Annotated in this window: 20 protein-coding genes and 2 pseudogenes; 15 read left to right on the top strand and 7 right to left on the bottom strand. The window is 74.6% G+C overall.

Annotated elements, in window-relative coordinates; all coding sequences use genetic code 11:
* The first annotated feature begins 177 nt into the window (after positions 1–177).
* Genes HNR12_RS26395 through HNR12_RS26385 form a run of 3 tightly spaced genes read left to right on the top strand, consistent with a single transcriptional unit; the run spans position 178 to position 1,919 of the window.
* On the top strand, positions 178–1,041 hold the full coding sequence (locus HNR12_RS26395; protein WP_179770080.1) for a V-type ATPase subunit: 864 nt from the start codon (positions 178–180) through the stop codon (positions 1,039–1,041).
* Positions 1,038–1,571, top strand: a complete 534-nt coding sequence (locus HNR12_RS26390; RefSeq protein ID WP_179770079.1) for a hypothetical protein — start codon at positions 1,038–1,040, stop codon at positions 1,569–1,571. Before HNR12_RS26395 ends, HNR12_RS26390 begins: the two co-directional genes overlap by 4 nt.
* Positions 1,572–1,601: 30 nt before the next feature.
* Positions 1,602–1,919, top strand: coding sequence for a hypothetical protein (locus tag HNR12_RS26385; protein ID WP_179770078.1), 318 nt, complete (start codon positions 1,602–1,604; stop codon positions 1,917–1,919).
* Positions 1,920–1,981: 62 nt separating this feature from the next.
* Here the strand turns inward: HNR12_RS26385 and HNR12_RS26380 are convergent, their stop codons facing one another.
* Positions 1,982–2,320, bottom strand: coding sequence for a DUF6355 family natural product biosynthesis protein (locus HNR12_RS26380; protein ID WP_179770077.1), 339 nt, complete (start codon positions 2,318–2,320; stop codon positions 1,982–1,984).
* Between the two features lie 192 nt (positions 2,321–2,512).
* Here HNR12_RS26380 and HNR12_RS26375 point away from each other — a divergent pair, with 192 nt between their 5' ends.
* The 3 genes and pseudogenes from HNR12_RS26375 to HNR12_RS29655 all read left to right on the top strand — a co-directional run bounded on the left by HNR12_RS26375 (position 2,513) and on the right by HNR12_RS29655 (position 5,007).
* Positions 2,513–4,234 (top strand): cation:proton antiporter, encoded by a 1,722-nt coding sequence (locus HNR12_RS26375; protein ID WP_179770076.1) that lies wholly within the window; start codon positions 2,513–2,515, stop codon positions 4,232–4,234.
* Between the two features lie 171 nt (positions 4,235–4,405).
* Positions 4,406–4,726: pseudogene (locus tag HNR12_RS29860) on the top strand (GAF domain-containing protein); the annotation flags it as partial.
* 65 nt (positions 4,727–4,791) lie between these two features.
* Entirely contained in the window at positions 4,792–5,007 is a 216-nt protein-coding gene (locus tag HNR12_RS29655; protein WP_217782424.1) for an ANTAR domain-containing protein, read from the top strand.
* A gap of 15 nt (positions 5,008–5,022) precedes the next feature.
* Here the strand turns inward: HNR12_RS29655 and HNR12_RS26365 are convergent, their stop codons facing one another.
* Both HNR12_RS26365 and HNR12_RS26360 read right to left on the bottom strand, forming a co-directional pair.
* A complete protein-coding gene (locus HNR12_RS26365; RefSeq protein WP_179770075.1) occupies positions 5,023–5,928 on the bottom strand; it encodes a serine hydrolase in 906 nt (301 codons plus the stop codon).
* Complete coding sequence (locus tag HNR12_RS26360) at positions 5,925–6,824, bottom strand: LysR family transcriptional regulator (RefSeq protein WP_179770074.1); 900 nt, start codon at positions 6,822–6,824, stop codon at positions 5,925–5,927. Before HNR12_RS26360 ends, HNR12_RS26365 begins: the two co-directional genes overlap by 4 nt.
* Positions 6,825–7,029: 205 nt before the next feature.
* Between HNR12_RS26360 and bla the strand changes: the two genes are divergently transcribed.
* Positions 7,030–7,974: a class A beta-lactamase gene (bla, locus tag HNR12_RS26355; RefSeq protein WP_179770073.1), complete on the top strand. Its 945-nt coding sequence runs from the start codon at positions 7,030–7,032 to the stop codon at positions 7,972–7,974.
* A 64-nt stretch (positions 7,975–8,038) separates the two neighbouring features.
* On the opposite strand, the gene HNR12_RS26350 is transcribed toward bla, so the two are convergent.
* Positions 8,039–10,468, bottom strand: coding sequence for a hypothetical protein (locus HNR12_RS26350; RefSeq protein ID WP_179770072.1), 2,430 nt, complete (start codon positions 10,466–10,468; stop codon positions 8,039–8,041).
* Between the two features lie 528 nt (positions 10,469–10,996).
* On the opposite strand from HNR12_RS26350, the gene HNR12_RS29310 reads away from it, so the two are divergent.
* The 7 genes and pseudogenes from HNR12_RS29310 to HNR12_RS29650 form a co-directional block, all read left to right on the top strand.
* Positions 10,997–12,334, top strand: coding sequence for a sensor histidine kinase (locus HNR12_RS29310; protein ID WP_179770071.1), 1,338 nt, complete (start codon positions 10,997–10,999; stop codon positions 12,332–12,334).
* Positions 12,334–12,771, top strand: coding sequence for a roadblock/LC7 domain-containing protein (locus HNR12_RS26340; protein WP_179770070.1), 438 nt, complete (start codon positions 12,334–12,336; stop codon positions 12,769–12,771). The genes HNR12_RS29310 and HNR12_RS26340 overlap by 1 nt, the downstream gene beginning before the upstream one ends.
* A 31-nt stretch (positions 12,772–12,802) precedes the next feature.
* Positions 12,803–13,147 carry a DUF742 domain-containing protein gene (locus tag HNR12_RS26335; RefSeq protein ID WP_179770069.1) on the top strand — a complete coding sequence of 115 codons (345 nt, stop codon included), beginning with the start codon at positions 12,803–12,805 and terminating at the stop codon, positions 13,145–13,147.
* A complete protein-coding gene (locus HNR12_RS26330; RefSeq protein ID WP_179770068.1) occupies positions 13,125–13,742 on the top strand; it encodes a GTP-binding protein in 618 nt (205 codons plus the stop codon). Before HNR12_RS26335 ends, HNR12_RS26330 begins: the two co-directional genes overlap by 23 nt.
* 144 nt (positions 13,743–13,886) lie before the next feature.
* Complete coding sequence (locus tag HNR12_RS26325) at positions 13,887–15,134, top strand: styrene monooxygenase/indole monooxygenase family protein (protein WP_179770067.1); 1,248 nt, start codon at positions 13,887–13,889, stop codon at positions 15,132–15,134.
* Between the two features lie 97 nt (positions 15,135–15,231).
* Positions 15,232–15,954 carry a YqjF family protein gene (locus tag HNR12_RS26320; protein ID WP_179770066.1) on the top strand — a complete coding sequence of 241 codons (723 nt, stop codon included), beginning with the start codon at positions 15,232–15,234 and terminating at the stop codon, positions 15,952–15,954.
* Between the two features lie 152 nt (positions 15,955–16,106).
* Positions 16,107–17,255 (top strand): annotated as a pseudogene (locus HNR12_RS29650) (CASTOR/POLLUX-related putative ion channel); the annotation flags it as partial.
* Between the two features lie 1,000 nt (positions 17,256–18,255).
* On the opposite strand, the gene HNR12_RS26310 reads toward HNR12_RS29650, so the two are convergent.
* Positions 18,256–19,269: a glycoside hydrolase family 11 protein gene (locus tag HNR12_RS26310; protein ID WP_179770065.1), complete on the bottom strand. Its 1,014-nt coding sequence runs from the start codon at positions 19,267–19,269 to the stop codon at positions 18,256–18,258.
* Positions 19,270–19,811: 542 nt separating this feature from the next.
* Between HNR12_RS26310 and HNR12_RS26305 the strand changes: the two genes are divergently transcribed.
* Positions 19,812–21,383, top strand: coding sequence for a long-chain-fatty-acid--CoA ligase (locus HNR12_RS26305; RefSeq protein ID WP_179770064.1), 1,572 nt, complete (start codon positions 19,812–19,814; stop codon positions 21,381–21,383).
* A 128-nt stretch (positions 21,384–21,511) separates the two neighbouring features.
* Here HNR12_RS26305 and HNR12_RS26300 read toward each other — a convergent pair whose 3' ends face one another.
* A complete protein-coding gene (locus HNR12_RS26300; protein WP_179770063.1) occupies positions 21,512–23,134 on the bottom strand; it encodes a solute symporter family protein in 1,623 nt (540 codons plus the stop codon).
* A gap of 1 nt (position 23,135) precedes the next feature.
* The gene (locus HNR12_RS28865; RefSeq protein ID WP_179770062.1) at positions 23,136–23,483 is read right to left on the bottom strand and encodes a DUF485 domain-containing protein; all 348 of its coding nucleotides are present in this window, start codon (positions 23,481–23,483) and stop codon (positions 23,136–23,138) included.
* Positions 23,484–23,831: the final 348 nt, after the last annotated feature.

Raw genomic sequence — 23,831 nt, 5'->3', positions numbered from 1 at the left:
CGCGGCGCGTGTCGCCGCAGGTCGTCGTGGCTTCCCCTGCCCCGAAGGCGCCCGGCTCACTCCTCACCGCACCGCCACCGGGCGGGGGCGGCCTCCCGTACCCGGTGGTGGGGCGCGGCGGCCCCTGCTTTAATTGGGCGCCAACCGTCGGCGAGGGGACCGAGAAGCGGGACGCCTGTGGACTTCTGGGACGAGGTGCGGGCGGGGTGGGACCGGGCCGCCGCCGCGGTCGACACCGCCGCCGCGGCATCACCGGTCACGATGCGGCCCATGCTGCCCTTCTCGCTGATGCGCACCCAGGTGCCCATCGCGCTCACCGGCCACAGCGGCGCCGGCAAGACCATGATCTACCGGTCCCTGACCGGGCGCACCCGCAACCACTCGCTGCCCACCGCCCGCAGCGACCGGGTGGAGCGGCACCGGGCGCGCATCCGCACCCCGCGCGGGACCTTCCGCGCCGAGACCCACATCCCGCCCGGCCAGGCCAGCGACCCCCGCACCCACGGGCTGGAGCGGATCATGACCGGCGGGCGCTACCCGGCCGGGGTCATCCACACGGTCTGCTGGGGCTACAACAAGATCTGGCCGGAGGAGCAGAACGGCGTCCTCAACGCGCTCAGCGACGTCGAGGGCAAGCCGGTCACCCTGGAGAGCCTGACCGAGCGCAACCGCCGCGAGGAACTGGCCGACTTCGCCGACATCTGCGGGCGGCTCACCCGGGCCTGGCGCCGGCGCACCGACGTCTGGCTGATCGTGGTGGCCGCAAAGGCCGACCTGTACTGGGACGACCTGGACCGCGCCCGCGACTACTACATCCCGCGCGGGCGGCGCGGCGGCGACTCGGAGTTCGCCGCGCTGCTCGCCGACCTCGTGGAGGCGGTGGGCACCATGAACCTCCGCCGGGTCGCCGTGGTGCCGTTCAGCTGCTGGCTGGAGACCTACCAGGTGGGCCGCGACGTCCGGGTGGCACCGCAGCTGGACGCCACCCACTCCTCGCGCCTGATGAACTCCTTTCTCTCGTTGGTGGGGAACACGGTATGAGCACTGGCACTGGCACCGGCGCGGGAGGCGGCCCGCGGACACCCGGCGGCGACCAGCCCGGCCCGACCGCCGGCCACGCCGTCACCGTGCACGGCGGCGACGTGCACCTGCGCTACGAGACCCGCGAGCAGGCGCTGGCCGCGAGCTTCGAGGCCGCGCTGGCCCGCGCCGAGGAGCTGCTGGCCGGCGCCGACCGCGCGCGCACCGCGCTGGGCACGGTGCGGGCCGTGCAGGTCCTGGCCGGCGGCGCCGGCCTGGCCTGCGCCGCCGCGGCCGCGCCCGCGGCCCAGGCCGCCGCCCTCCTCGGCGCGGCGGTGCTGGTCCTCGCGCTGACCTGCGGCGCGCTGGCCTACACGCTCCAGGCGCTGCTGGCCGCCCCGCTGCGCCGGCGCCTGCTGCGCGACGAGAACGCCGCCACCGAGACGGTCAACGAACTCCGGGAACTGCTCGGCTCCGTCGCCGCCGAGGGCGAGTGGAGCCGCAGCGCCTACCGCCTGGCCCGCCGCCGGGTCGAGCGGTTCCCGCTGTGAGGCGGTCAACCGAGAACCGAGGGGGCCAGCGTGGCGGGTGACCAGGGGCGCGGGATGCTGAGCCTGGGCGCCGACCTCTTCGGCGTGGTGACCACCCCGGCGGCGGTCGTCATCGCGGTCGTGGCGTTCCTCCGCTCGCCCCGGCCCGACTCCCTGGGGCCCGAACTCCTGCCCGCCCTGCTCGGCGTGTTCGTCGTGGGGATCGTCCTGACGGGAGTGGGCGTGGCGCGGCGCCTGGGGTTCGGCTACGCCTTCGAGCCCGACCGGGGCCTGGCCGCGACCGTGCTCCTGCTGCTGGGCACCGCCTTCACCCTGGGCGCGCTGGCCGCCTACCTGCTGCTGCGCTGAGGGCGGCGCCCCGGGAGCCGGCCGGGGCGCCGCCCGGGGGACGGGGCTTGCCGCCTCCCGGGTCAGGGCACCCAGACGGCGCCCACGGTGCAGCCCTCGTACCCGGGGGCGTAGGAGGCGTAGTAGACCCCCCAGTCCTCGGTGGAGTGGTTGTCCAGGTCGGTGATCCCGGGGCCCACGCAGTACAGGGACGACGGGAAGGCCGGGTTCCACTGGTCGACGTCGACCGCCACCGAGCCCGTGCCGCAGTGGTTGTAGCGGCCCATGTCGAGGTAGCCGCAGGGCTCGCCGGCGCTCGCCTGCTCGGCGTGGGCCGCCGGAGCGCCGAGCCCGACCAGGGCCAGGCCCGCCGCCGCCGCGGCCGCCGCCGCGCAGGCCCGCGTCTTCGTCGTGAACGTCATGGCTGTTCCGCCTTTCATCGCACTCGTGTTCTCGGGGCCGGCCGCGGCCGGTCGCTCACGCGCGCCGCCCGCGCCGCGACGGGGCGTGACCCCCACCACCCGACCACGCCGCTCCTCGGCGTGCCACCTCTTTCGTCGCGCGCCGAAACGCGAACATCGGACGGGACCGCTGTCGGTGGGGAAGGGGCGGGCATGGAGGTGACCCTCGTCGTCGCGGCGGGCGTGGTCAGCATCGTGGTGGTGGCCGCGCTGTCCGACCGGCTCGGGGTGGCGCTGCCGCTGAGCCTGGTGGCCGTGGGCATCGGGCTGAGCTTCGTGCCCGGGGTGCCCCACCCCCGGCTCGATCCCGAGTGGGTGCTGGCCGGGGTGCTGCCGGTGCTGCTCTACGCGGCGGCGGTCACCATGCCGGTGCAGGACTTCCGGCGCGACGTGGGGCCCATCACCGGGCTGGCGGTGCTGCTGGTGGTGCTGACCACCCTGGGCACGGGCTGGCTGTTCCACGCGGCGGTGCCGGGCATCGGCTGGCCGGCGGCCTTCGCGCTGGGCGCGGTCGTCAGCCCCACCGACGCGGTCGCCGCCACGGCCGTGGGCCGGCGCCTGGGCCTGCCCTCGCGGCTGCTGACCCTGCTGGAGGGCGAAGGGCTGGTCAACGACGCCTCGGCGCTGATCCTGCTGCGCACGGCGGTGGCCGCCTCGGCGGCGGCGGTGTCGGTGTGGGGCGTGCTGGGCGACTTCCTCTACGCCGTGGCGGTGTCGGTGCTGATCGGCCTGGCGGTGGGCGTGGTCAACGTGCGGGTGCGCGGGCTGCTCAACGACCCCGTGCTCAACACGGCGGTCTCCTTCGTGGTGCCCTTCGTGGCGTTCGTGCCGGCCGAGGACGCCGGTGCCTCCGGTGTGCTGGCCGCGGTGGTCGCCGGCCTGGCCACCGGCCACCTCAGCCCGCGCCACCTGGCCGCGCGCGACCGCCTCAGCGAGGCCACCAACTGGCGCACGCTATCGTTCCTGCTGGAGAACGCGGTGTTCCTGCTGATGGGTCTGAGCGTGGCGCCGCTGGTGGCGCGGGTGGCCGAACGCGGCCTGGACCCCTGGACCGCCGTCGGCCTGGGTCTGGCGGCCTCCGCCGTGGTCACCGTGATCCGCATGGCCTTCGCGGTCCCGCTGGTGGCGGTGATGCGCCGCGACGTGCGCCGCGCCCGGCGGATCCGGCCCCGCCTGGAGGTCCTGCGCCGCCGCCTGGAGGACACCGAGGCGCCTTCGGGGCCCCGCGGGCGCGGCCGGGAGCGGCTGCGCCGCCGGGTGGTCCGCGCCTCGGCCGACGCCGCGTTCCGGCTGCGCAAGCCGGTGGGCTGGCGCGGCGGCGTGGTGCTGGCCTGGTCGGGCATGCGCGGCGCGATCACCCTGGCGGCGGCCCAGACCCTGCCCGCCGACACACCGCACCGCCCGCTCCTGGTGCTGGTCGCGTTCGTCGTGGCGGCGGCCACGCTGCTGGTCCAGGGGTTCACCCTGCCGGCGGTCATCCGGGCGGTCAAGGTCCCCGGCGACGACCCCGACCGGATGCGCGACGACTACGCCGGACTGCTGGCGGAGCTGTCGCGGGCCGGCGCCGCCGTGCTGGCCGACCCCGCCGTGACCGCGCCGGAGGGGGAACCCGCCGATCCGGCCCTGCTGGACCGGGTGCGCGCCGACAGCCGCGTGCGGTCCTCCGACGACGAGGACGACGGGCTGGGGGTCTGCGGCCGCGACGACGACGCGGCGCGCGCGGAGTACGTGCGGCTGCGCCGGGCGGTGCTGTCGGCCCAGCGCGAGGCCCTGCTGGCGGCGCGCGGGCGCGGCCTCCACGACTCCCGGGCGCTGCGCCGCGCCCAGTCCGCCCTGGACGTGGAGGAGGCCCGGCTGGAGCGGTTCGCCGGCTGAGGCGGCCCCTACCGCCGCGCGCGAGCCCGGGCGGGTCGGGAATGCCGGGTTCGCACCTGGGTAGCGTGGTCCCAGGCGCCGCAGTGCCGGGAGGGCGCCGGGGAGAGGAGGCAGGCGGTGGCCGAGTCGCACGGGGCCGTGCAGGACCGCCACATCCGGCTCTTCGCCGAGATGGCGCGGGAGCTGCTGGCCCAGGACACCGTGGAGGACGTGCTGCAGCGCATCTGCGAACTGGCGGTGGACACCGTCCAGGGCTGCGAGGCCGCCGGGGTCATGCTGCTGGACCGGCGCAGGCACCTGCTGGACACCCCGGCCGCCACCCACGAGTTCGTCCGCGCCTCCGACCGCGCCCAGGTGGAGTGCGACGAGGGCCCGTGCCTGGACGCCGCCCGCCACGAGCAGAGCTTCCGGGTCGACGACATGGCCGCCGAGGACCGGTGGCCGCGCTACCGCCCGCGCGCGGTGGAGCTGGGGATCGGCTCCATGCTCGGCTTCGAGCTGTACACCCACGACGCCACGCTGAGCGCCCTGGCTGGGCCTTCGCCTCCCACGCCGTGGTGGCCATCGCCGCCGCCCAGCGCGTGGCCACGCTGCGCGCGGGCTACGAGACCCGCCAGGAGATCGGCGAGGCGGTGGGGATCATCATGGAACGCCGCCGGCTCACCAGCGACCAGGCGTTCGCGCTGCTGCGGACCGCCTCCAACAACACCAACACCAAGCTGCGCGAGGTCGCCCGCTCGGTCGCCCTCACCGGGGAGCTCCCCGACGTCTAGCGCCGCGCGCCGCCGCTACAGCTCCCGCAGGTGGTCGCGCAGGGCGCGCGCCACCCGGCCCATCAGCGCCTCGGCGCCGGGCTGCACCATGGCGGCCACGCGCGAGGCGGTCAGCGCGGCCACCGCGAAGGTCCGGCCGTCGGCGTGCTCGACCACCCCGGCCTCGTGGCGCATGTTGAGCAGGGTGCCGGTCTTGGAGGACCACCGGGCGGCGTCGGAGGCGAAGTCGGGCGCCAGGCGGTGGCGCAGCACGTTGGCGGCCATCAGCTCGCGCACCCGCGCGGCCACGCCCTCGGGCACGGCCGAGGGCCGCCACAGCGCCTCCAGCAGGTCCACCATCGCCCGCGCCGACCCGGAGTTGGAGCGCGAGACGTCGAGCTGGCGCAGCCGGTGCCCGCGCCCGGCGGTCTGCGCCTCGATGGCCAGCGCGTAGGCCAGGTGGAGGTCCTCGGGGTCCAGCCGCTCGGCCGGGGTGTCCAGCAGGTCGCTCATGAGGTGGCGGCGCACCGTGATGCCGTGGAGGCCCGCCGATCGCAGCCAGGCGGCGACCTCCTCCGGCGGGGTCAGGCCGAACAGCGCGTCGCTGGCGGCGCCGTCGCTGAGGGCCACCGCCAGGTAGAGCAGGTCGTCCACGGCGATGTCGACGGGGTGGCGGAACCGGGTGATGCCGGTGGGCCCGGGGGTGGTGACCCGGCCCGGCTCCACGTGCAGCCGGGCCGCGCCGTCCAGCTCGCCCCGGGCGATGCGGTCCAGGGTGGCGGCGGCCAGCGGGACCTTCACCAGCGAGGCGATGGGAAACTCCAGGTCGGGCTCGATGCCCAGCTCCTCGCCGGTGTCGAGGTCGCGCACGAGGAAGGAGCCGTGCAGGCCGCCCTCGTCGAGTTCGGCGCACAGCCCGCGGACCAGGGCCTCGACACTCACGCCGCCGCCTCCGCCCCGGCCGCGGCACCCAGGCAGCGGGCGACCGCCGCACCCAGCAGGGTGCGGATCCGCTCGGCGTCGTCGCCGGCGCCCACCGCCCCGGCGACGTCGTAGCCGCGCGGCAGCGCGGTCTCGCCCAGCGGGCGCCAGTGCAGGCCCAGCTCGGCGGCCTGGCCGGCCGGGCACAGCAGGAGGTCGGCCGACTCCAGGGTGTCGGCCACCGCCGAGGTCAGCGAGCCCGCCACGGCCACCTGCGCGGGCCGCAGGCCCAGCGTGTCGCCCAGCCGCACCAGGCGGTCGCGCACGTGGGGGACGTCGTCCTCGGGCTGGATCCACACCCGCCGGGCGCGCGGCGCGGGGTCGCCGCGGCCGGGCCGCAGGGTCTCCAGGTAGTACACCGCGGCGCGCGGCGGGGCGGCCCCGGCCAGGCCCAGCGGCACCGTCCAGGCCGCGCTGTCGGGCGCCACGGCCACCACGGCGGCGCGCACCTGGTGGGAGCGCAGCAGTTCGGCGCGCCGGGCCGGCGGCGCGGGCTGGAACTCCAGGTGCAGGCCGTGGCCCCGGGCCTCGGCCTCCAGCCGCGCCAGGGCCAGGGTGGCGCAGGTGTCGGGCACGGCCAGGCGCAGCGGGGTGCGCCGGGCGGTCTCGGCGTCGTACTCCATGGCGTCGGCCAGCCGGACGAGCCGCTGGGCCGAGGGCAGCATCTCGCGGCCGAAGGGGGTGAGGGTGGCGCGCCGGGCCGAGCGGTCGAACAGCGGCGCCCCCAGGTGCTTCTCCAGCGCCGCGATGCGCCGGCTGGCCACCGGCTGGGGGATGCGCGCGGCGGCGGCGCCGAGGGTGAAGCTGCCGCGCTCCCCCACGGAGACGAACGCGCGGCAGGCGCCGACAAGATCCATGGCCAGAGGATATGCCCGTTTGGCATGGAACTGGTCATTGCCGTCTTGGACGGCATCGGCGGTCGTCCACCAGACTGCTGCGCGGGCCCGCCACCAGGGGGGACGCGCGGCGCCTCGCCGCGCCGCGGGCCCGCGCCCTGCCGTGTCCCCGGGAGGGGCGCCCTCGTCCCGCCCGCCCCACCACCGCGAGGAGAAGGACACCGCCATGTCCGTCGGAACACCCGCCGAACCCGTCCGCGCCCTGCCCGCCGCCGCGGCGGCGCTGGCCCTGCTGTCCGTGCTGGGCTGCGGCGCCCCGGAGCCGGACGCGTCCGCCGCCGAGGAGTCGGCACCGCCCTCGGCGGCCCCGCTCGACCCGGCCGCCTACACCCCCGACCTGGAGGAGCTGGAGAAGGAGTACGACGCCCGGCTCGGGGTCTACGCCCTGGACACCGGCACCGGGCGGGAGGTCGCCTTCAACGCCGACGAGCGGTTCGCCTACGCCTCCACCCACAAGGCGTTCTCGGCCGGGGCCGTGCTGGAGGCCAACACCATGGCCGAACTGGAGGAGGAGGTGCCGATCGAGGCCGCCGACCTGCTTCCCGACTCCCACTCCCCCGTCGTGAGCGAGCACGTGGGCTCCACCATGACGCTGCTGGAGATCTGCGACGCCGCCGTGCGCTTCAGCGACAACAGCGCCGCCAACCTGCTGTTCGAGGAGCTGGGCGGCCCCGAGGGGCTGGACGCCGCGCTGGAGGAGCTGGGCGACGACGTCACGCAGGTCGACCGGGTCGAGCCCGACCTCAGCGAGGGCCGGCCCGGCGACGACCGCGACACCAGCACGCCCGAGGCCATGGCCACCACCCTGCGCGCCTACACGCTGGGCGACGTGCTGCCCGAGGACAAGCGCGCCCTGCTCGTGGACATGCTCAAGCGCAGCCGGACCGGCGACGCCCTGATCCGGGCGGGCGTGCCCGAGGGCTGGGAGGTCGGCGACAAGACCGGCACGGCCGGCTACGGCGCGCGCAACGACATCGCCGTGGTGTGGCCCGAGGAGGGCGGCGACCCGATCGTGATGGCGATCATGACCGGCCAGGACGACCCCGAGGACGAGCCCCAGGACGCGCTGGTGGCCGCGGCGGCCGAGGTGGTGGCCGGCGCCCTGCGCTGAGCCGCCGCGCACGCGCCGCCCGCCTCGGCCGCACCGCCCGCTTCCCGCGCGCCCGCCGCACCGGCTACCCGTGCCGCCCGGCGGCGGGCGCGCCGCTCCACGCGGCGCGGAACAGGTCCACCTGGGCGCGGACGAGCTGGTCGTCGTCGGTGCCGCCCTGGCGCACCCGGGCCAGCAGGGCGAGCAGCGCGGCGGTCGGCTCGGGGTCGTCGCGCAGCCCGCCCGCCAGCCGGGACCGGCCGTCCACGAATGCTTCCAGCACCGCCGCGAGGAACCACAGCCGGGTGGCGAACTCCCGCGCGGCGGGCACGTCCGCACACGCGGCGGCGCCCGCGCGCAGCCCCTCGGCCGTCACCTCGGGCCAGGACTGCCCGAGCAGATCGTCCACCAGGGCCGGGGGGACGTCGGCGCGCGTGGACACCGGCCCCTCGGCGCGCAGCCGCCGCAGCAGCTCCCGCTTGGCGGTGTCGACCTCGGCGGCCACCAGGGCGGTGGCGAACTCGCCGGTCTCGGGCGCCGGCCCGGTGCCGTCGGCCTCGTGGGCGGCGCGGATCTCCACCAGGGCGCGGGCGGTGCGCAGGCACTCGCGCGGCAGCCCGCCCGACAGCACGTGGCACAGCGCCACCAGGGAGTCGGGGATGCCCGCGACGCGGCGCACCAGGATCTCGCGCACGTCGGCGAAGGTCAGGTGGCCCACCCGCAGGATGTCGTCGAAGGCGGTGTCGAAGGCGTCGCGCACCCCGAAGGCGCGGTTCTCGAACGCCGCGAGCGCCTCTTCCGACACCGAGACGAGGAACAGGCAGTGCGGCACGCCGAAGACCGCCTTGACGTCGTTCATGAACCGCTGCGCGGCGTCCCCGCCGCTGATCTTGTCGCACTCGTCGATGCCGATGACGATCCGGCCCTCGCCGTTGTGCGTCGAGCGCCACCACTGCGCGGCCTCGGCGGCGAACTCCCGGAAGTCCGCGACCACCTGGGGCAGCCCCATCTGCTGCTCGGCCAGCTCGCTGCCGCGGGTGCCGCCGAACTGGAGGAAGCGGGTGGCGGCGAGCCCCCCGGTCAGTCCCGTGGTCACCGTCTGCATGAACCGCAGCCGCCGCAGGTGCTCGCGCGCCGACTGCGCGATGTCGGGCCGCCGGGGGCTGCCGCGCCGCGCCCGCGCGGCCAGGCGCTGGGCCAGGAACAGGGCGGCCGCCGCGCCGGCCAGGATCAGCAGCCCCGGGGTGACCGGCGTCCACAGCGCGGCGTAGTCGGGCCGCTCGCGGGGCGCCCGCTGCACGACCTGCACGACCTGCCACACGAAGTAGGCCGCGGCCGCCGGCAGCGCCCCCGCCGCCAGGACGGCCGCCGCCCGGCGCAGGTGGCCCGCCGGCACCCGCTCCCCGCTGAGCAGCCCGGCCCGCCGCTCGGTCAGCAGGCGGATGACCGCCGCCAGCGCGGCGGTGCCGGCCGCCATGGCCAGCGCGAAGTTCACCGCGACGTGCTCCAGCCAGATCAGGGTGGCGGGCGCGACCGACAGGTCCGAGGCGCGCCACAGCGCCGCGCCGGCCGCCACCGCGAGCACGGCGGCCACGGCGCGCAGCAGCACCGCCACCCGCGACAGGCCCGAGGGGGTGTGCGCGGTGGCGACGACCGCCTCGCACAGTTCGGCGAAGGCGTGCACCAGGAACTCCCGCGCGTCGTACTGCACCGGCGCCGAGACCAGGACGCGCAGGTCGGGGGCGTCGCCGCGGGCGAAGCGGATGTCGCAGAAGCCCTTGAGCAGGGTGCTCTTGCCCACGCCCCGGGGGCCGGAGATCCCGATGCTGCCGTAGGCCATGGTGTCGGCCAGGCGGGTGAGCCGCCGCACGGCGTCGGTGGAGACGATCTGCTGGGGCTCGGTCGGCTCGGTCAGCGCCGGGGCCCGGGTGACGTGGAAGGGCTGCTCGCGGTCCAGGGCGCGCAGCCGGTCGTTGATGGCGCGGCGCACACCGGGCGCGATGACGGTGTCGCGCAGGTGCCGCTCGGAGGCGGGGGAGAACACCGCGCGGGTGTGGCTGGCGTGGCCCAGCAGCCGCACGAGGGGGACGGCCGCCGCCGCGGCGGCCAGGGGCAGCAGCCCGGCGGCCGGGGTGATCAGCAGCCCCGCGAGCGGCACGCCGACGGCCACGACGGCGAGCGCGGCGGCCGAGCGCAGGGCGCCGGGCGGGAACTCCACGTCGGCGGCGGCGGCGTCGGCGAGGTCCTGGAGCCACCGGCGGGTGTCCAGCTCCATGGAGTAGGACAGGACCTCGGTCCGCAGCAGCCGGTCCAGGCTCGGCTCCAGGTCCTGGACGATCTCCTCGGGGGTGGCGCCCGCGTGGCGGACGGCCGCGCGGATCTCGGGGGACAGCAGGATGGGCAGGGCGAGGTCGGCGATCACCTCCCTGTCCCAGTCCGGCGCCCGCTCCGCCGCGGCCCGCTGCCACGCCCGCACCGCCCGGACGAATTCCCGGATATGACCGAACAGGACCATTGGAGGATCCTAAATCCGGGCGGCGGGCGCCGAGCGGGGGTGCCCGCGGCCGGCCGCGGGCGATCGGCTACGGTGGGCACCGGCTCCGGGCCGGTGGGCGGCCCGGGCGCGCGGACCGGCGCGCTGATCCCGCTCCCGCGGCGGGGTCCTGGCTCGTCAGCGGCGCGCGGCCGGAGGCGGCGGGCGCGGCGGCGGAGCCCGCGGGCCAACTTGTTCAAAGTTGGACAATCGTGACATTTGGGCGTTTTGACGTCTTTAATGAGTTAGAAGAGCAATTGCGACTCGCGCGCTTTTCGTCCGCTTCAACTTGTGCAAGTCTGAAGATCAACGGGTCCGCCGACCGGCCTTTTCGCCATTGGCGTCGGCCTTTTCCCGACCCGGCAGCGCGCGCCCGTCGGCCGCGCCGGCCTCCCGCGCGCCCGCCGCGCACCGCCCTGACCAGAAGTGCGAGAAGTCGATGTCCGTGCCACTGCCGCGCCCCGGCGCTTCGCACCGCCTGCCCCTCAGCCCGCGCATGGGGAGAAGACCATGATCCGGCTGCTCCGGCGCCGCCGCGCGGACTCCGCCGAGCCGGCCGCGCCCCCGGCCGCCGCCGGTACGCCCCCCGCGGCGGACGCCGCGCCCGCCGCTCCCGCCTCCTCGCCCCGGCACGCCGCGCCCGCGCCGGCCCCCGCCGCCGAGCAGGGCCCCGCCGGGCAGCCGCCCGCGGCGCGCACGACGCCGGCGGAGCCGGCGGCCCCCGCCTCCGCCGACCCGGCGGGCGGCCCCATGGCCTCGGTGTGCGACCGCTTCGCCATGCAGGTGCTCGTCCTGGCCGAGCAGCAGCGCCAGGCGCTGGACCTGCTGGAGCGCGACGAGGAGGACCCCGAGCGCCTCGGCCGCCTCTACGCCGTCGACCACGCCGTGGCGATGATGCGCCGCGCGGCCCGCGAACTGCGGGTCCTGGCCGGCCAGGACGACAGCGAACTGGGCGGCGACCTCGCCTCGCTGCTGGACGTGGTGCGCATGGCCGCGTCCTCCATCGAGTCCTACACCCGCATCCAGATCGGCACGGTCGCCGAACTCGCCGTGCCCGCCTACGCCACCGACGACGTGGCCGCGCTCATCGCCCCGCTCCTGGACAACGCCACCCGCTACTCGCCGGGCTCCGTGGCCGTCAGCGCCCACCCCACCGAGACCGGCGGGGTGGTGGTGCGCATCGTCGACTCCGGGATCGGCCTCAAGGAGGAGCAGGTCCGCACCCTCAACGCCGCCATGGCCGGCCCGGTGCCGCCCGTGGACGACCGCACCGCCCGGCACACCGGCTTCCCCGTGGTGCACCGGCTCGCCCAGCGCCACGGCGTGGGCGTGCACTTCTCCAGCCGCACCGCCGGCGGGCCGGGCGGCACCACCGTGGTGGTGTCGCTGCCGCCGCACCTGGTGTGCGACATCCCCGCTCCCCCGCCGCCGGTGGGCGACCTCTTCGCCGCCGGCGCCCCCGCCGACCCCGGCGGCCCCGCCGGGGCGGAGCAGCCCGCGCCGGCGCCGCCGCGGCTGAGCCTGGCGCCGGGCCCCATCGGCCCGGAGTCGGCGCCCCCGCCCGAGCCCCCGCCGCCCGAGCGCCCGCCCGCCGGCGACCTGCCGCGCCGCGAGCGCCGCAGCCTGCGCCGCCAGGACGCCGGCAGCGCCGACCGGCCCCGCCGACCGCTGGCGCGCGAGGGCGGCACGGACGCGGACGAGGCCGGGACCGGCCCGGCCCCGGCCGGGTCGTTCGCCGACGACCTCGCCGCCTTCACCTCCGGCGCCGCGGGCACCGGCGCCGACGACCCGCCCCCGCCCGCCGGCGGCCCCGGCACCGACCGCGACGACGACAACGAGGTGTGGTGATGGACGGCGCAGCACCGCGCAGCCCCCAGGAGTTCGGCTGGCTGGTCAACGACTTCGCCAACTCGACCCCGGGCGTGGCCCACGCGCTCATCGTGTCCTCCGACGGGCTGCCGCTCATCTCCTCGGGCGACATCCCCGCCGACACGGCCGACCCGCTCGCGGCGATGACCAGCGGGCTGATCAGCCTGGGGCACAACATCGCCCGCCAGGTCGACGAGGCCCGCTGCGACCAGATCATGCTGAAGTTCCCCGCCGGGCACTTCCTGTTCATGGGCATCGGCAGCCTCGCCGGACTGGCCGTGCTCGTCCGGGAGGGCGCCAACCTCGGCGTGGTGGCCCACCGCATGACCCAACTGGTGCAGAGCGTGGGCCACGTGCTGACCCCGCAGATGCGCGACGACCTGCGCGGGATGTCCGTCGGCCGGAGCGTGTCGTGACGTCCCCGCCCACCACGAGGAAGAAGCCACTATGACGGTCAATCCATGGGTGCGCCCCTATGTGCTGACCGGCGGGCGGACCCGCACCCGGCACCGCCTCCACGTGCACACGCTGATCTCGGTGCCGCACTACGACCCGGCGTACTCCCGGCGGCTGCCGCCCGAGGCGCGCTCCCTCTACGAGCGCGCCCACACCGCCGTGCAGTCGGTCGCCGAACTGTCGGCGCACTGCGGGGTGTCGCTGGGCGTCACCCGGGTGCTCATCGGCGACATGGCCGCCCGCGAGCGCATGGTCATCAACCCCGAGACCTACTCCTCCCCCTACGACCCCCGCCTGCTGAAGAGAGTCATCGATGGCCTTTACCAGCTCGCCTGACCGGTCGCCGCAGTTGACCTCGGCGAAGATCGTCGTGGCCGGCGGGTTCGGTGTCGGGAAGACCACCCTCGTGGGCACGGTGTCGGAGATCCCCCCGGTCAACACCGAGGCGTGGATGACCCAGGCCGCCCGCACGGTCGACCCCGACACCCAGGGCACCGGCAAGGTCACCACCACGGTCGCCATGGACTTCGGCCGCATCACGATGTCGCCCGACCTCGTGCTGTACCTGTTCGGCACCCCCGGCCAGGCGCGGTTCTGGCCGATGTGGGACGACCTGAGCCGGGGCGCCAGCGCCGCCGTCGTGCTCGTGGACACCCGGCGGCTGGACGTGTCCTTCCCGGCGGTCAACTACTTCGAGAACGACTCCGACGTGCCGTTCATCGTCGCCGTCAACCTGTTCGACGGCGAGCAGAGCCACGACCTGGCCGAGGTGCGCGACGCCCTCCAGCTGGACCCGGAGATCCCGCTGGTGGCGTGCGACGCCCGCGACCGCGCCTCGGTGGTCCAGACGCTGACGGCCTCGCTGACCCACACACTGCGGCGCACCTCCGCGTCCGGCGGCCCCGACCGGCAGGCGGCGGCGCTGCGCTAGGCCGCCGCGCGCACCACCCACGACCCCGCTGTCCGCGCGGTGCGCGGACCGGCCGCCCCGGCCGCCTGCGCCGCCACGGGTCTTTCGGCCGGCGGCGCGGCCGGGTACGCCGCTACCCCCCATCGGCAACCAAGAGAGGCGGCAATGCGCAGAATCCTCATCGTCGGCGCCGGGCAGGCCGGGCTCCAGCTCGCGCTCAGCCTGCAGGGCGCCGGCTACGACGTGACGGTCATGTCCGCGCGCACCCCCGAGGAGATCCGCGGCGGGCGGATCATGTCGACCCAGTGCATGTTCGCGCCCAGCCTGCAGATCGAGCGCGACCTGGGGCTCAACCTGTGGGAGGACCGGGCGCCGCGCATCGTCGCGCAGCGGCTGACGGTCTCCGACCCGCCCGGCGAGGTCGCCTTCGGGTTCGTGGGGCGCTGGGACGCCTACGCCCAGTCCGTCGACCAGCGGGTGAAGATGGCCGGCTGGCTGGAGCTGTTCGAGTCGCGCGGGGGCGAGGTCGTCTACCACGGCGTGATGACCTCGGAGCTGGAGGCGCTGTCGGCGATGTACGACCTCACGGTCATCGCCGCCGGCAAGGGCGAACTGGTGGAGCTGTTCGACCGCGACCCCGAGCGCTCGCCCTACGACCGGCCCCAGCGGATGCTGTCGTGCATCTACCTGCACGGCATGGCGCCCCGGCCCGACTACCCCGAGCCGCACGTGCGCATCAGCGCGCTGCCCGGGATCGGCGAGCACTTCTTCATGCCGGGCTACACCAACACCGGGCCCTGCGACATCCTGCTGTGGGAGGCGGTGCCGGGCGGGCCGTTCGACTGCTGGTCGGACCGGCCGGGACCCGAGCAGCACCTGGAGCGCACGCTGGAGCTCATGCGGCGCTACGTGCCCTGGGAGTACGAGCTGTGCGCCGACGCGCGGCCCACCGACGCCCGCTGCACCCTGTTCGGCGGCTACGCGCCCGTGGTGCGCCACCCCGTGGGGCGGCTGTCGGCGACCGCGCACGTGCTGGGCATGGCCGACGTGGTGGTGGCCAACGACCCGGTCACCGGGCAGGGCTCCAACAACGCGGCGCGCTGCGCCGACGTCTACTACCGCGCCATCCTGGAGCACGGCGGCCGGCCGTTCGACCCGGAGTGGATGCAGCGGACGTTCGACACCTACTGGGCGCACGCGCGCTGGGTGACCGCCTACACCAACATGATGCTGGCGCCGCTGCCCGAGCACGTGCAGCGCGTGCTCGCCACGGCCGCGCACAACCCCGAGGTCGCCTACCGGTTCGCCAAGGGCTACACCGACCCGTCGGACTTCCAGCACTGGATCCTGGACCCCGAGAAGTCCGACGCCTACCTGGCGTCGGTGGCCGACAAGGACCACACGGCCGTCTGAGGACGAGCGGGTGCGCCGCGGGGGTAGGAGGGGGTGCGCCGGGGCCCGCGTTCGGCCCCGGCGCCGCGAGGGCCGCCGGCGGAAGGGAGGGTGTGCCGTGTCCGCGTCGGATCCGCTGCCGCCGGAGGCGGTCGCGCCGCCGCCCGGTCCCCCGGCGCTCACCCAGGGCTGGCGCGACGTCGTGTTCCTGCACTGGAGCGTCGACCCCGACCTGGTGGCGCCGCTGCTGCCGCCCGGCACCCGGCCCGACGTGCTGGCGGGGTCCACCTACGTGGGGGTGGTGGCGTTCGGCGTCGCCTACACGCGCGTCCTGGGCGCGGTGCCCACCGGCGGGTTCGACGAGGCCAACGTGCGGCTCTACGCGCGCGACCGGAACGGCCGCCAGGGGGTGGTGTTCCTCACCATGGACGCCGACTCCGCGCACAACGTCCTGGCCGGGCGCGCGCTGGCCCGCGTGCCCTACATCTGGTCCGACGTCGCGGTGCGCACGGCGGGCGGCCAGGCGGTGGGCGGCGTGCGCCGCCGCGCGCCGGGGCCGCCCGCCCGCGCCCGGTGGCGGGTCGCCGTCGGCGCGCCGATCGCCCGCCCCTCCCCGCTGGAGCGGTTCGTGACGGCGCGGTGGGGGCTGTTCACCACCTGGTTCGGCGCCACCGCATGGATTCCCGTGGCGCACCCGCCCTGGCCGCTGCACTCCGCGTGGGTGCTGCGCTACGAGGGCGACCTGGTGGCCGCCGCCGGCGTGGCGCTGCCGGACCGGCCGCCGGAGTCCGCGCTGTGGTCGCCGGGCGTGGCCACCGGCTTCTACCTGCCGCGCCGCTGAGGGCGGCCGGACCGGTGGCCGGAGGCGGCCGGTTCCGGCCGCGAAAGGCCGTGACGGGCCGTCCGCGGCTTCCGCGACCGCGCGCGCGTCCGCAACGGTCGGCGGCGGGGAGTACGATCCCTACTTCCGGGAAGCCGAGTCCACCGTCGCCCATGCCCCCTGGCCGGTTCCTGCTCCCGCGCCCTGTCCCCGAACCGTGCCACGGGAGGTTCCGCGTGCCCAGGATCACTCGCCGCGAACGCCTGCGCTACTGGTTCGACGGCACGATGTCGCGCGGCACGCCCGCGCTCATCGGCTGGCTGGCGGTGGTGCTCGTCCTCATGATCCTGGCGTTCGGCCTGGTCACCTGGGCGGCGGTGCCCCGCACCGGCGGCCTGGCCGGCCACGGGTTCCTGGGGCTCCTGTGGATGACCTTCATCCGCATCACCGACCCCGGCGCCATCGGCGGCGACGACACCGCCAACCTCCCGTTCATCGCCGTGATGCTGGTGGCCACGCTCGGCGGCATCTTCGTGTTCAGCGCGCTGGTCGGCGTGATCTCCTCGGGCCTGGACAACAAGCTCACCGAGCTGCGCAAGGGCCGCTCGCGGGTGATCGAGCGCGGCCACACGATCCTGCTGGGCTGGTCGGAGCAGGTGTTCGTGATGCTGGAGGAGCTGATCGCGGCCAACGAGAGCGAGCGGCGCGCGGTCGTGGCCATCCTCGCCGACCGCGACAAGGTCGAGATGGAGGACGAGATCCGCGAGCGGATCGCCGACACCCGCTCGACCCGGGTCATCTGCCGCACCGGCAACCTGCTCAACCCGCACGACCTCGACATCGCCAACCCCGACGACGCCCGGTCGATCATCGTCGTGCCCTCCGGCGAGGAGGGCGGCGACAACCAGGTCATCAAGACCCTGCTGGCGATCGCCAACCGGCCGGGGCGGCGCGGGCGGTCCTGCAACATCGTGGCGGCGGTGGGCGACCCGCTCAGCGTCCGCCCGACCCAGCTCGCGGGCGGGCGCCAGGCCAACATCATCGACACCACCGACATCGCGTCGCGGCTGGTGGTGCAGACCGCGCTGCAGTCGGGGCTCTCGGCCGTCTACACCGACCTGTTCGACTTCGGCGGCGACGAGATCTACCTGACCGAGCAGCCGGGCCTGGTGGGCACGCCCTACGGCCACGCGCTCGCGGCCTTCGCCACCTCCAGCCTGCTGGGGCTGCGCACGGCCGAGGGGCGGACCGTGCTCAACCCGCCGATGGACACCGAGATCCGGCGCGGCGACCAGCTCATCGTCATCGCCGAGGACGACAGCACCATCAAGCTGGGGCCCCGACCGCCCGCGCCGCAGGAGGAGCTGATCGTCCCGCCCCGGCCCCGCCCCAGCGAGCCGCGCATGGTGCTGGTGATGGGCTGGAACACCGGCGCGACCAAGGTGCTGGAGCAGCTCGACAGCTACCTGCCGCCGGACTCCGGCATCCACGTCGCGGCCCGCAGCCCCCGGGTGCGCGCGGACATCGACGCGGTCGAGCCGCGCCTGAAGAACGCCAAGGTGGCGTTCGCCGAGGCCGACATCACCGACCGCGCGTTCCTGGAGCGCGTGAACCTCGCGATGTACCACCACGTGATCGTGCTGACCTACGACCACCTCAAGCTCCAGAACGCCGACTCCCAGACCCTGGTGACGCTGCTGCACCTGCGCGACATCTCCGAGCGCCGCCAGGAGAAGTACTCGATCGTCAGCGAGATGCGCGACGACCGCAACCGCGAACTGGGCCAGATCACCCAGACCGACGACTTCATCGTCAGCGGCAAGCTGATCAGCCTGCTGATGACCCAGGTGTCGGAGAACCCGCACCTGCACGAGATCTTCACCCACCTGCTCGACCCGGCCGGCTCGGAGATCTACCTCAAGCCGATCGAGGACTACGTCCGCCCGGGGGGCGCGCATCGACTACTACACGGTCCTGGAATCCGCCCGCCGCCGCGCACACACCGCCATCGGCTACCGCCTCCACGCCCAGTCGTCCGACCCCGACCACGGCATCGTCCTCAACCCCGACAAGCGCGAACGCGTCCGCTTCTCCCCGGGCGACCGCCTCATCGTCCTGGCCGAGGACTGACCAGCGCCCGCTCTCCGGACCCGGCGCCCGTGGGGAAAACCCTCGTCCGGATTCCGTTTCCCCTGAATTCAAGGCGGTCCGGCCCGCCGCGGGCCGGACCCGTGACGCGCCGTGGCGCGGCGGCCAGGCCGTTGGGCCGTCGCGCCACGGGTTTCGTTGGGTTGGGGGATCTAAGCCGGGCCGCGGGCGGGGCTAGGCCGCGCTGCAGGAGACCGTCGGCCAGGTGTGGTTGCCGTTGTGCTGGATGGTCACGCCGAAGTTGTTGCCGTTGCCGTTGGGGCGTGCCGTCAGGACCTGCTGGCTGGGGTAGCTGGCGCTGATGTTCCAGGTGGACAGGATCCGCGCCGGTGAGGGGACGTTCATGGTCACGGTCCAGTTGCTGGAGCCGCTGACCGCGACGTTGAGGTTGTAGCGGTCGTCCCAGCGCTCGCCGGCCGACAGCGTCGCGGTGCAGCCGCCCGGGCTGCCGGGGTTGCCGGGGTTGCCGGGGTTGCCGCCGGTGCCGCCCACCGTGATGTTGGAGTTCCCGCTGCTCTGGTAGCCCTCGGTCGCCATGATCATGTAGTCGTGGCTGCCGAGGTTCATCCCGGCGCGCGCCCAGGCGTCGAAGTGGTTGCCCGAGGTGATGGTGCCGCCGGTGCGGCGGGACTGCCGGACGCTCCAGTACTGGTCGAAGGTCCGGGTGCCCTCGATGGAGGGGGCGTTGTGGCGGGTGGTCTTGTAGATGTCGTAGGTGCCGCCGTCGCTGGTGACGGTGCCCATGTAGGTGCCGGTGGGCCGATAGGTGCCCCAGTTGTCGACGATGTAGTACTCCACGAGCGGGTTCCGGGTCCACCCGTAGAGGGTCAGGTAGGCGTTGCCCGACGGGTTGAAGGTGCCGGAGTAGGTGACCGTGCGGCGGCCGCCGGTGGCCCAGCCCTTGCCGGCGACGAAGTTGCCGGTGTTGCGCCACTGGGTCGTGTAGTTGCCGCCGGAGCCGAGGCCCATGGAGACCGTGCCCTGGGCGTCGGTCCAGAACGAGTAGAAGTAGCCGTTGTTCGTGCCGGTCTGGTTGGTGGTGATGTCCGCGTTGGCGGACGCGGGCAGCATGGTCACGCTGAGGACCAGGGCCGCCGCGGCCGCGCACACGCGGCTGAGGAGCCGCCACGGGCGCGCCTGCGCGCGCGGACGGGTCGGCTGCTTGGCGCGAATGGGGATTTCGGTCATGTGCTGCTGCCTCCTTGTGAAGGCTGGGGGACTAGGCAGCGTGATGAGACCGAGTGTTGGGGCGACCGCGGGGAGTTGTCAATAATTTCCGGAAGATTGCCGAATGTTTTCTGGCCGAACAATGCCGGAAGCGAGCGTCAACCCTGGCCAACCGCCCGCCCCGCCTGCACGATCACCCGCCGGGCGGAGCAGGACGGCGGACCGAAACTTTCGGCTTTCGGAACCCGCCCCGGGCGCCGCAGGGCTCCCTCCGGACCGGCGACCGGCCGCGCCGCCGCCGGGCACGCGGCGGCGGGTGAACCGCGGGGAGACGGCTTCCACGCCGGTCTCCAGCGGCGCCGCGGCCGACGGCCGCGGCGTTCCGTGCGCGCATTCCCCGCGACGCGACTCGCCGCGGGGGCGCGGCGGGGCTGTGTCGGGTGGGTTGGTGGTCTTGTCCCGGGTCAGGGGGAAACGTATGTTCGGTGGGCGGGTCCCGGCCTGGGGTTATTGGTGGCCGGGGGCCGCTGACGCCGGTCGTCGCCGAGGCAGGAGGTACGCCCGTGGAAACCGCCCTCAGCCCGCTTGAGTTCGCCCGGCGCACGAGGCGGCTGTATCCCGATCTCGACGCCGTGGTCGACGGCGATCTCCGGCTCACCTACGCCGGCTTCTTCGAGCGCTGCGACCGCTGGTCGGCCGCCCTCCAGCGCATGGGGGTGCGCAAGGGCGACCGCGTCGCCTACATCGCGCCCAACACCCACGCCCAACTGGAGTCGTTCTACGCAGTGCCCCAGATCGGCGCCGTGCTGGTGCCGGTCAACTACCGGCTCGCCCCCGACGACTTCGCCTACATCATCGAGCACTCCGGCGCCGAGGTCGTGTGCGCGCACGCCGACCAGCTCGCCGCCGTCGACCGCGTGCGCGACCGGCTCCCCCACGTGCGCCATTTCGTGGCGCTGGAGGGCTCCGCGCCGGGCTGGGCGGACTACGAGACCCTGCTGGCGGAGTCCGCGCCCGACTACACGCCGGTCGAGATCGCCGAGACCGACCTGCTCACCATCAACTACACCAGCGGCACCACCGCCCGCCCCAAGGGCGTGATGATCACCCACCGCAACGCCTACATGAACGTGGTCGGCACGCTCCTGCACCTGCGTCTGGGGCTGGGCGAGCGCTACCTGTGGACGCTGCCCATGTTCCACGCCAACGGCTGGACCTACACCTGGACCGTCACGGCCGTCGGCGCCGTCCACGTGTGCCTGCGCGCCGTCGACCCCGCCCGCGTGTTCGCCCTGATCCGCGACGAGGACGTGGCGTGGCTGTGCGCCGCGCCCACGGTCCTGATCACGCTGGCCAACACCCCCGAGGAGGTGCGCGGCCGGGTCCGGCCCGGCGTGCACGTCGTCACGGCGGGGGCCGCCCCGGCCGCCGACACCATCGGGCGGCTGGAGGAGACCTTCGGCTGGACCGTCACCCACGTCTACGGCCTGACCGAGACCACGCCGTTCATCACCGTCTGCGAGCCCCGCCCCGAGCACGCCGGGCTGCCGCCCGCCGAGCGCGCCGCCGTCAAGGCCCGCCAGGGCGTGGAGCTGATCACCAGCGGCGAGCTGAAGGTCCTGGACTCCTCCGGCGCCGAGGTGCCCTGGGACGGCACCACCGTCGGCGAGATCGCCGTGCGCGGCAACGTGGTGATGGCGGGCTACTACAACGACCCCGAGGCCACCGAGCGGGTCATGGGCGACGGCTGGTTCCACACCGGCGACGCCGCCGTCACCCACCCCGACGGCTACGTCGAGATCCAGGACCGGATCAAGGACGTCATCATCTCCGGCGGCGAGAACATCTCCTCCATCGAGGTGGAGGGCGTGCTGCTGCGCCATCCGGCCGTCCAGGAGGTCGCGGTGGTGGGCGTGCCGCACGAGCGGTGGGGCGAGACCCCCCGGGCCACCGTCGTCCTGCGCGAGGGCGCGCACGCCACGGCCGAGGAGCTGATCGCCTTCGCCCGCGACAACATGGCCCACTTCAAGGCCCCCACCCAGGTGGAGTTCACCGACGCCCTGCCCAAGACCGCCACCGGCAAGATCCAGAAGTACGTCCTGCGCAGGGGGGCCTCGGCGGTGTCCCGGCAGTAGCGCCCGGCCGCGCGGTCGGGGCGGCCGGGGCCGCGCACCCGGCGGCCGGGCCGCCCGGCGCAGACGACCGCCCCGGAACCGGGAGGGAGGTTCCGGGGCGGCCTGTCCGGGAGGGCTTCAGCGGCGGCTCAGTGCGAGGCCGCCTTCTCGGCACCGATTCCGGTGAGGGAGCGGACCTCCATCTCCGCCTGCTTCCTGGCGTTGTGCTCCTTGGAGAGCACCGTGCCCAGCCAGCCCAGCAGGAAGGACAGCGGGATCGACACCAGGCCCGGGTTGGACAGCGGGAAGATCGCGAAGTCCGCGTTGGGCAGCATGGCCGTCTCGCTGCCCGACACCGCCGGGGAGAACACGATCAGCGTGATCGTGATGACCAGGCCGCCGTAGATGCTCCACAGCGCCCCGGAGGTGTTGAACCGCTTCCAGAACAGCGAGTAGAGGATCGTCGGCAGGTTGGCCGAGGCCGCCACCGCGAACGCCAGCGCCACCAGGAACGCGACGTTCTGGTCGCGGGCCAGGATGCCGCCGATGATCGACACCGCGCCGATCACCAGGGCGGTGATCCGGGCGACCCGCACCTCGCCGACCTTGTCCTCCGCCCCCTTGCGGATCAGGTTGGCGTAGACGTCGTGGGCGAAGGACGCCGAGGCGGTGATGGTGAGCCCGGCGACCACCGCGAGGATGGTCGCGAACGCCACCGCCGCGATGAACCCCAGCAGGATCGGCCCGCCCAGCGCCAGCGCCAGCAGCGGCGCCGCGGAGTTGGGGCCGCCCGGCGCGCCCTCGATGGTCTCGGGCCCCACCAGCGCTCCCGCGCCGTAGCCCAGCACCAGCGTGAACAGGTAGAACACGCCGATCAGCGCGATCGCCCACACCACCGAGCGCCGCGCCTCCTTGGCGGTGGGCACGGTGTAGAAGCGCATCAGCACGTGCGGCAGGCCGGCGGTGCCCAGCACCAGGGCGATCCCCAGCGACAGGAAGTTGAGCCGCGTCATGGCGTCGATTCCGTACTGCGCGCCGGGCGCCAGCAGCGCCTCGCCGTTCTCGCCGCCGCGCTCCACGGCCTGGGCCAGCAGCTCCGACAGGTTGAACCCGTGCAGCCCCAGCACCCACACCGTCATGACGAAGGCGCCCGCGATCAGCAGCACGGCCTTGATGATCTGCACCCACGTGGTGCCGCGCATGCCGCCGATCAGCACGTAGATGATCATGACCACGCCCACGACCGCGATCACCACCGACTGCGCGACCGCGCCCTCGATGCCCAGCAGCAGGTTGACCAGGCCGCCGCCGCCCGCCATCTGCGCCAGCAGGTAGAAGAACGACACGGCCAGGGTGGAGATCGCGGCGGCGGCGCGGACGGGCCGCTGGCGCATCCGGAAGGCCAGCACGTCGCCCATGGTGTACTTGCCGGTGTTGCGCAGCAGCTCGGCGACCAGCAGCAGCGCCACCAGCCAGGCCACCAGGAACCCGATCGAGTAGAGGAAGCCGTCGTAGCCGTAGAGCGCGATGGCGCCGCAGATGCCCAGGAAGGACGCGGCCGAGAGGTAGTCGCCCGCGATCGCGATGCCGTTCTGCGGGCCGCTGAACGCCCGGCCGGCGGCGTAGTAGTCGGCGGCGGTCTTGGTGTTGCGGCTGGCCCGCAGCACGATCACCAGGGTGATCGCGACGAACAGCCCGAAGATGCTGATGTTGAGGACCGGGTTGACGTCGGTCAGCGCGGTGTCGGCCAGGGTGAGGGTGCCGGCGTCCATGTCAGGCCCCCGTCTTCTCGATGTCGGTGCGGATCTTGTCGGCCACCGGGTCCAGGCGCCGGTTGGCGTAGCGCACGTAGAGGCCGGTGATCACGAACGTCGAGACGAACTGGAGCAGCCCGAAGACCAGCCCGATGTTGATGTTGCCCGCCACCGGGATGGCCATGAAGTCGTGCGCGTAGTCGGCCAGGATCACGTAGAGCAGGTACCAGGCCAGGAAGAACGCCGTCATCGGGAAGACGAAGACGCGCAGGCGCCTGCGCAGCTCCACGAACTCGGGACTGGCCTGCACCCGCTCCCAGTCGTGGTCCGGCGGCGGTCCGCCGGTGGCGTGGTCGGAGTCGGTCACCACTACCTCCGCATCCCCATCTCGTGTGTGGCTGGGACAGCCGTGCCCGAGGACACCCGCGTCGCGCCGACGCCTGTGTTCTGGGACACACTGTGTTCCGCGCCACAGTAGGAAAACGGGGGCGCGCGGTGACAGGGGGACCCGCCCGAACGCCGTGCTGCGCGACGAACGGTCGACGAGCGGTCGGTGGCGCGCGGCGAACGGCGCGGGCGGCCCCGGGCGGGAGCCGCGCGGGGCGGCGCGGATCGGGCGCGGCCCAGGTGGGCGGCCGTACCGGTGGGACCGTGCGTGTCCGGATCGCTCCCCTGCGTGTCCAGTGTGCCGGGCGGGGGCGGTTCCGGGGGAGGG

The sequence above is a fragment of the Streptomonospora nanhaiensis genome (genome assembly GCF_013410565.1).
GTDB lineage: Bacteria > Actinomycetota > Actinomycetes > Streptosporangiales > Streptosporangiaceae > Streptomonospora > Streptomonospora nanhaiensis.
Note: the sequence above shows the minus strand (reverse complement) of the source record. Positions and strands in the feature narration are given on the sequence as shown.

Coding starts and splice junctions, on each gene's coding strand:
- HNR12_RS26380 (WP_179770077.1), bottom strand. CDS start 2,320: ATGACGTTCACGACGAAGACGCGGGCCTGCGCGGCGGCGGCCGCGGCG.
- HNR12_RS26340 (WP_179770070.1), top strand. CDS start 12,334: ATGGACGGCGCAGCACCGCGCAGCCCCCAGGAGTTCGGCTGGCTGGTC.
- HNR12_RS29310 (WP_179770071.1), top strand. CDS start 10,997: ATGATCCGGCTGCTCCGGCGCCGCCGCGCGGACTCCGCCGAGCCGGCC.
- HNR12_RS26375 (WP_179770076.1), top strand. CDS start 2,513: ATGGAGGTGACCCTCGTCGTCGCGGCGGGCGTGGTCAGCATCGTGGTG.
- HNR12_RS26390 (WP_179770079.1), top strand. CDS start 1,038: ATGAGCACTGGCACTGGCACCGGCGCGGGAGGCGGCCCGCGGACACCC.
- HNR12_RS26335 (WP_179770069.1), top strand. CDS start 12,803: ATGACGGTCAATCCATGGGTGCGCCCCTATGTGCTGACCGGCGGGCGG.
- HNR12_RS26310 (WP_179770065.1), bottom strand. CDS start 19,269: ATGACCGAAATCCCCATTCGCGCCAAGCAGCCGACCCGTCCGCGCGCG.
- HNR12_RS26300 (WP_179770063.1), bottom strand. CDS start 23,134: ATGGACGCCGGCACCCTCACCCTGGCCGACACCGCGCTGACCGACGTC.
- HNR12_RS26360 (WP_179770074.1), bottom strand. CDS start 6,824: ATGGATCTTGTCGGCGCCTGCCGCGCGTTCGTCTCCGTGGGGGAGCGC.
- HNR12_RS26325 (WP_179770067.1), top strand. CDS start 13,887: ATGCGCAGAATCCTCATCGTCGGCGCCGGGCAGGCCGGGCTCCAGCTC.
- HNR12_RS26330 (WP_179770068.1), top strand. CDS start 13,125: ATGGCCTTTACCAGCTCGCCTGACCGGTCGCCGCAGTTGACCTCGGCG.
- bla (WP_179770073.1), top strand. CDS start 7,030: ATGTCCGTCGGAACACCCGCCGAACCCGTCCGCGCCCTGCCCGCCGCC.
- HNR12_RS26350 (WP_179770072.1), bottom strand. CDS start 10,468: ATGGTCCTGTTCGGTCATATCCGGGAATTCGTCCGGGCGGTGCGGGCG.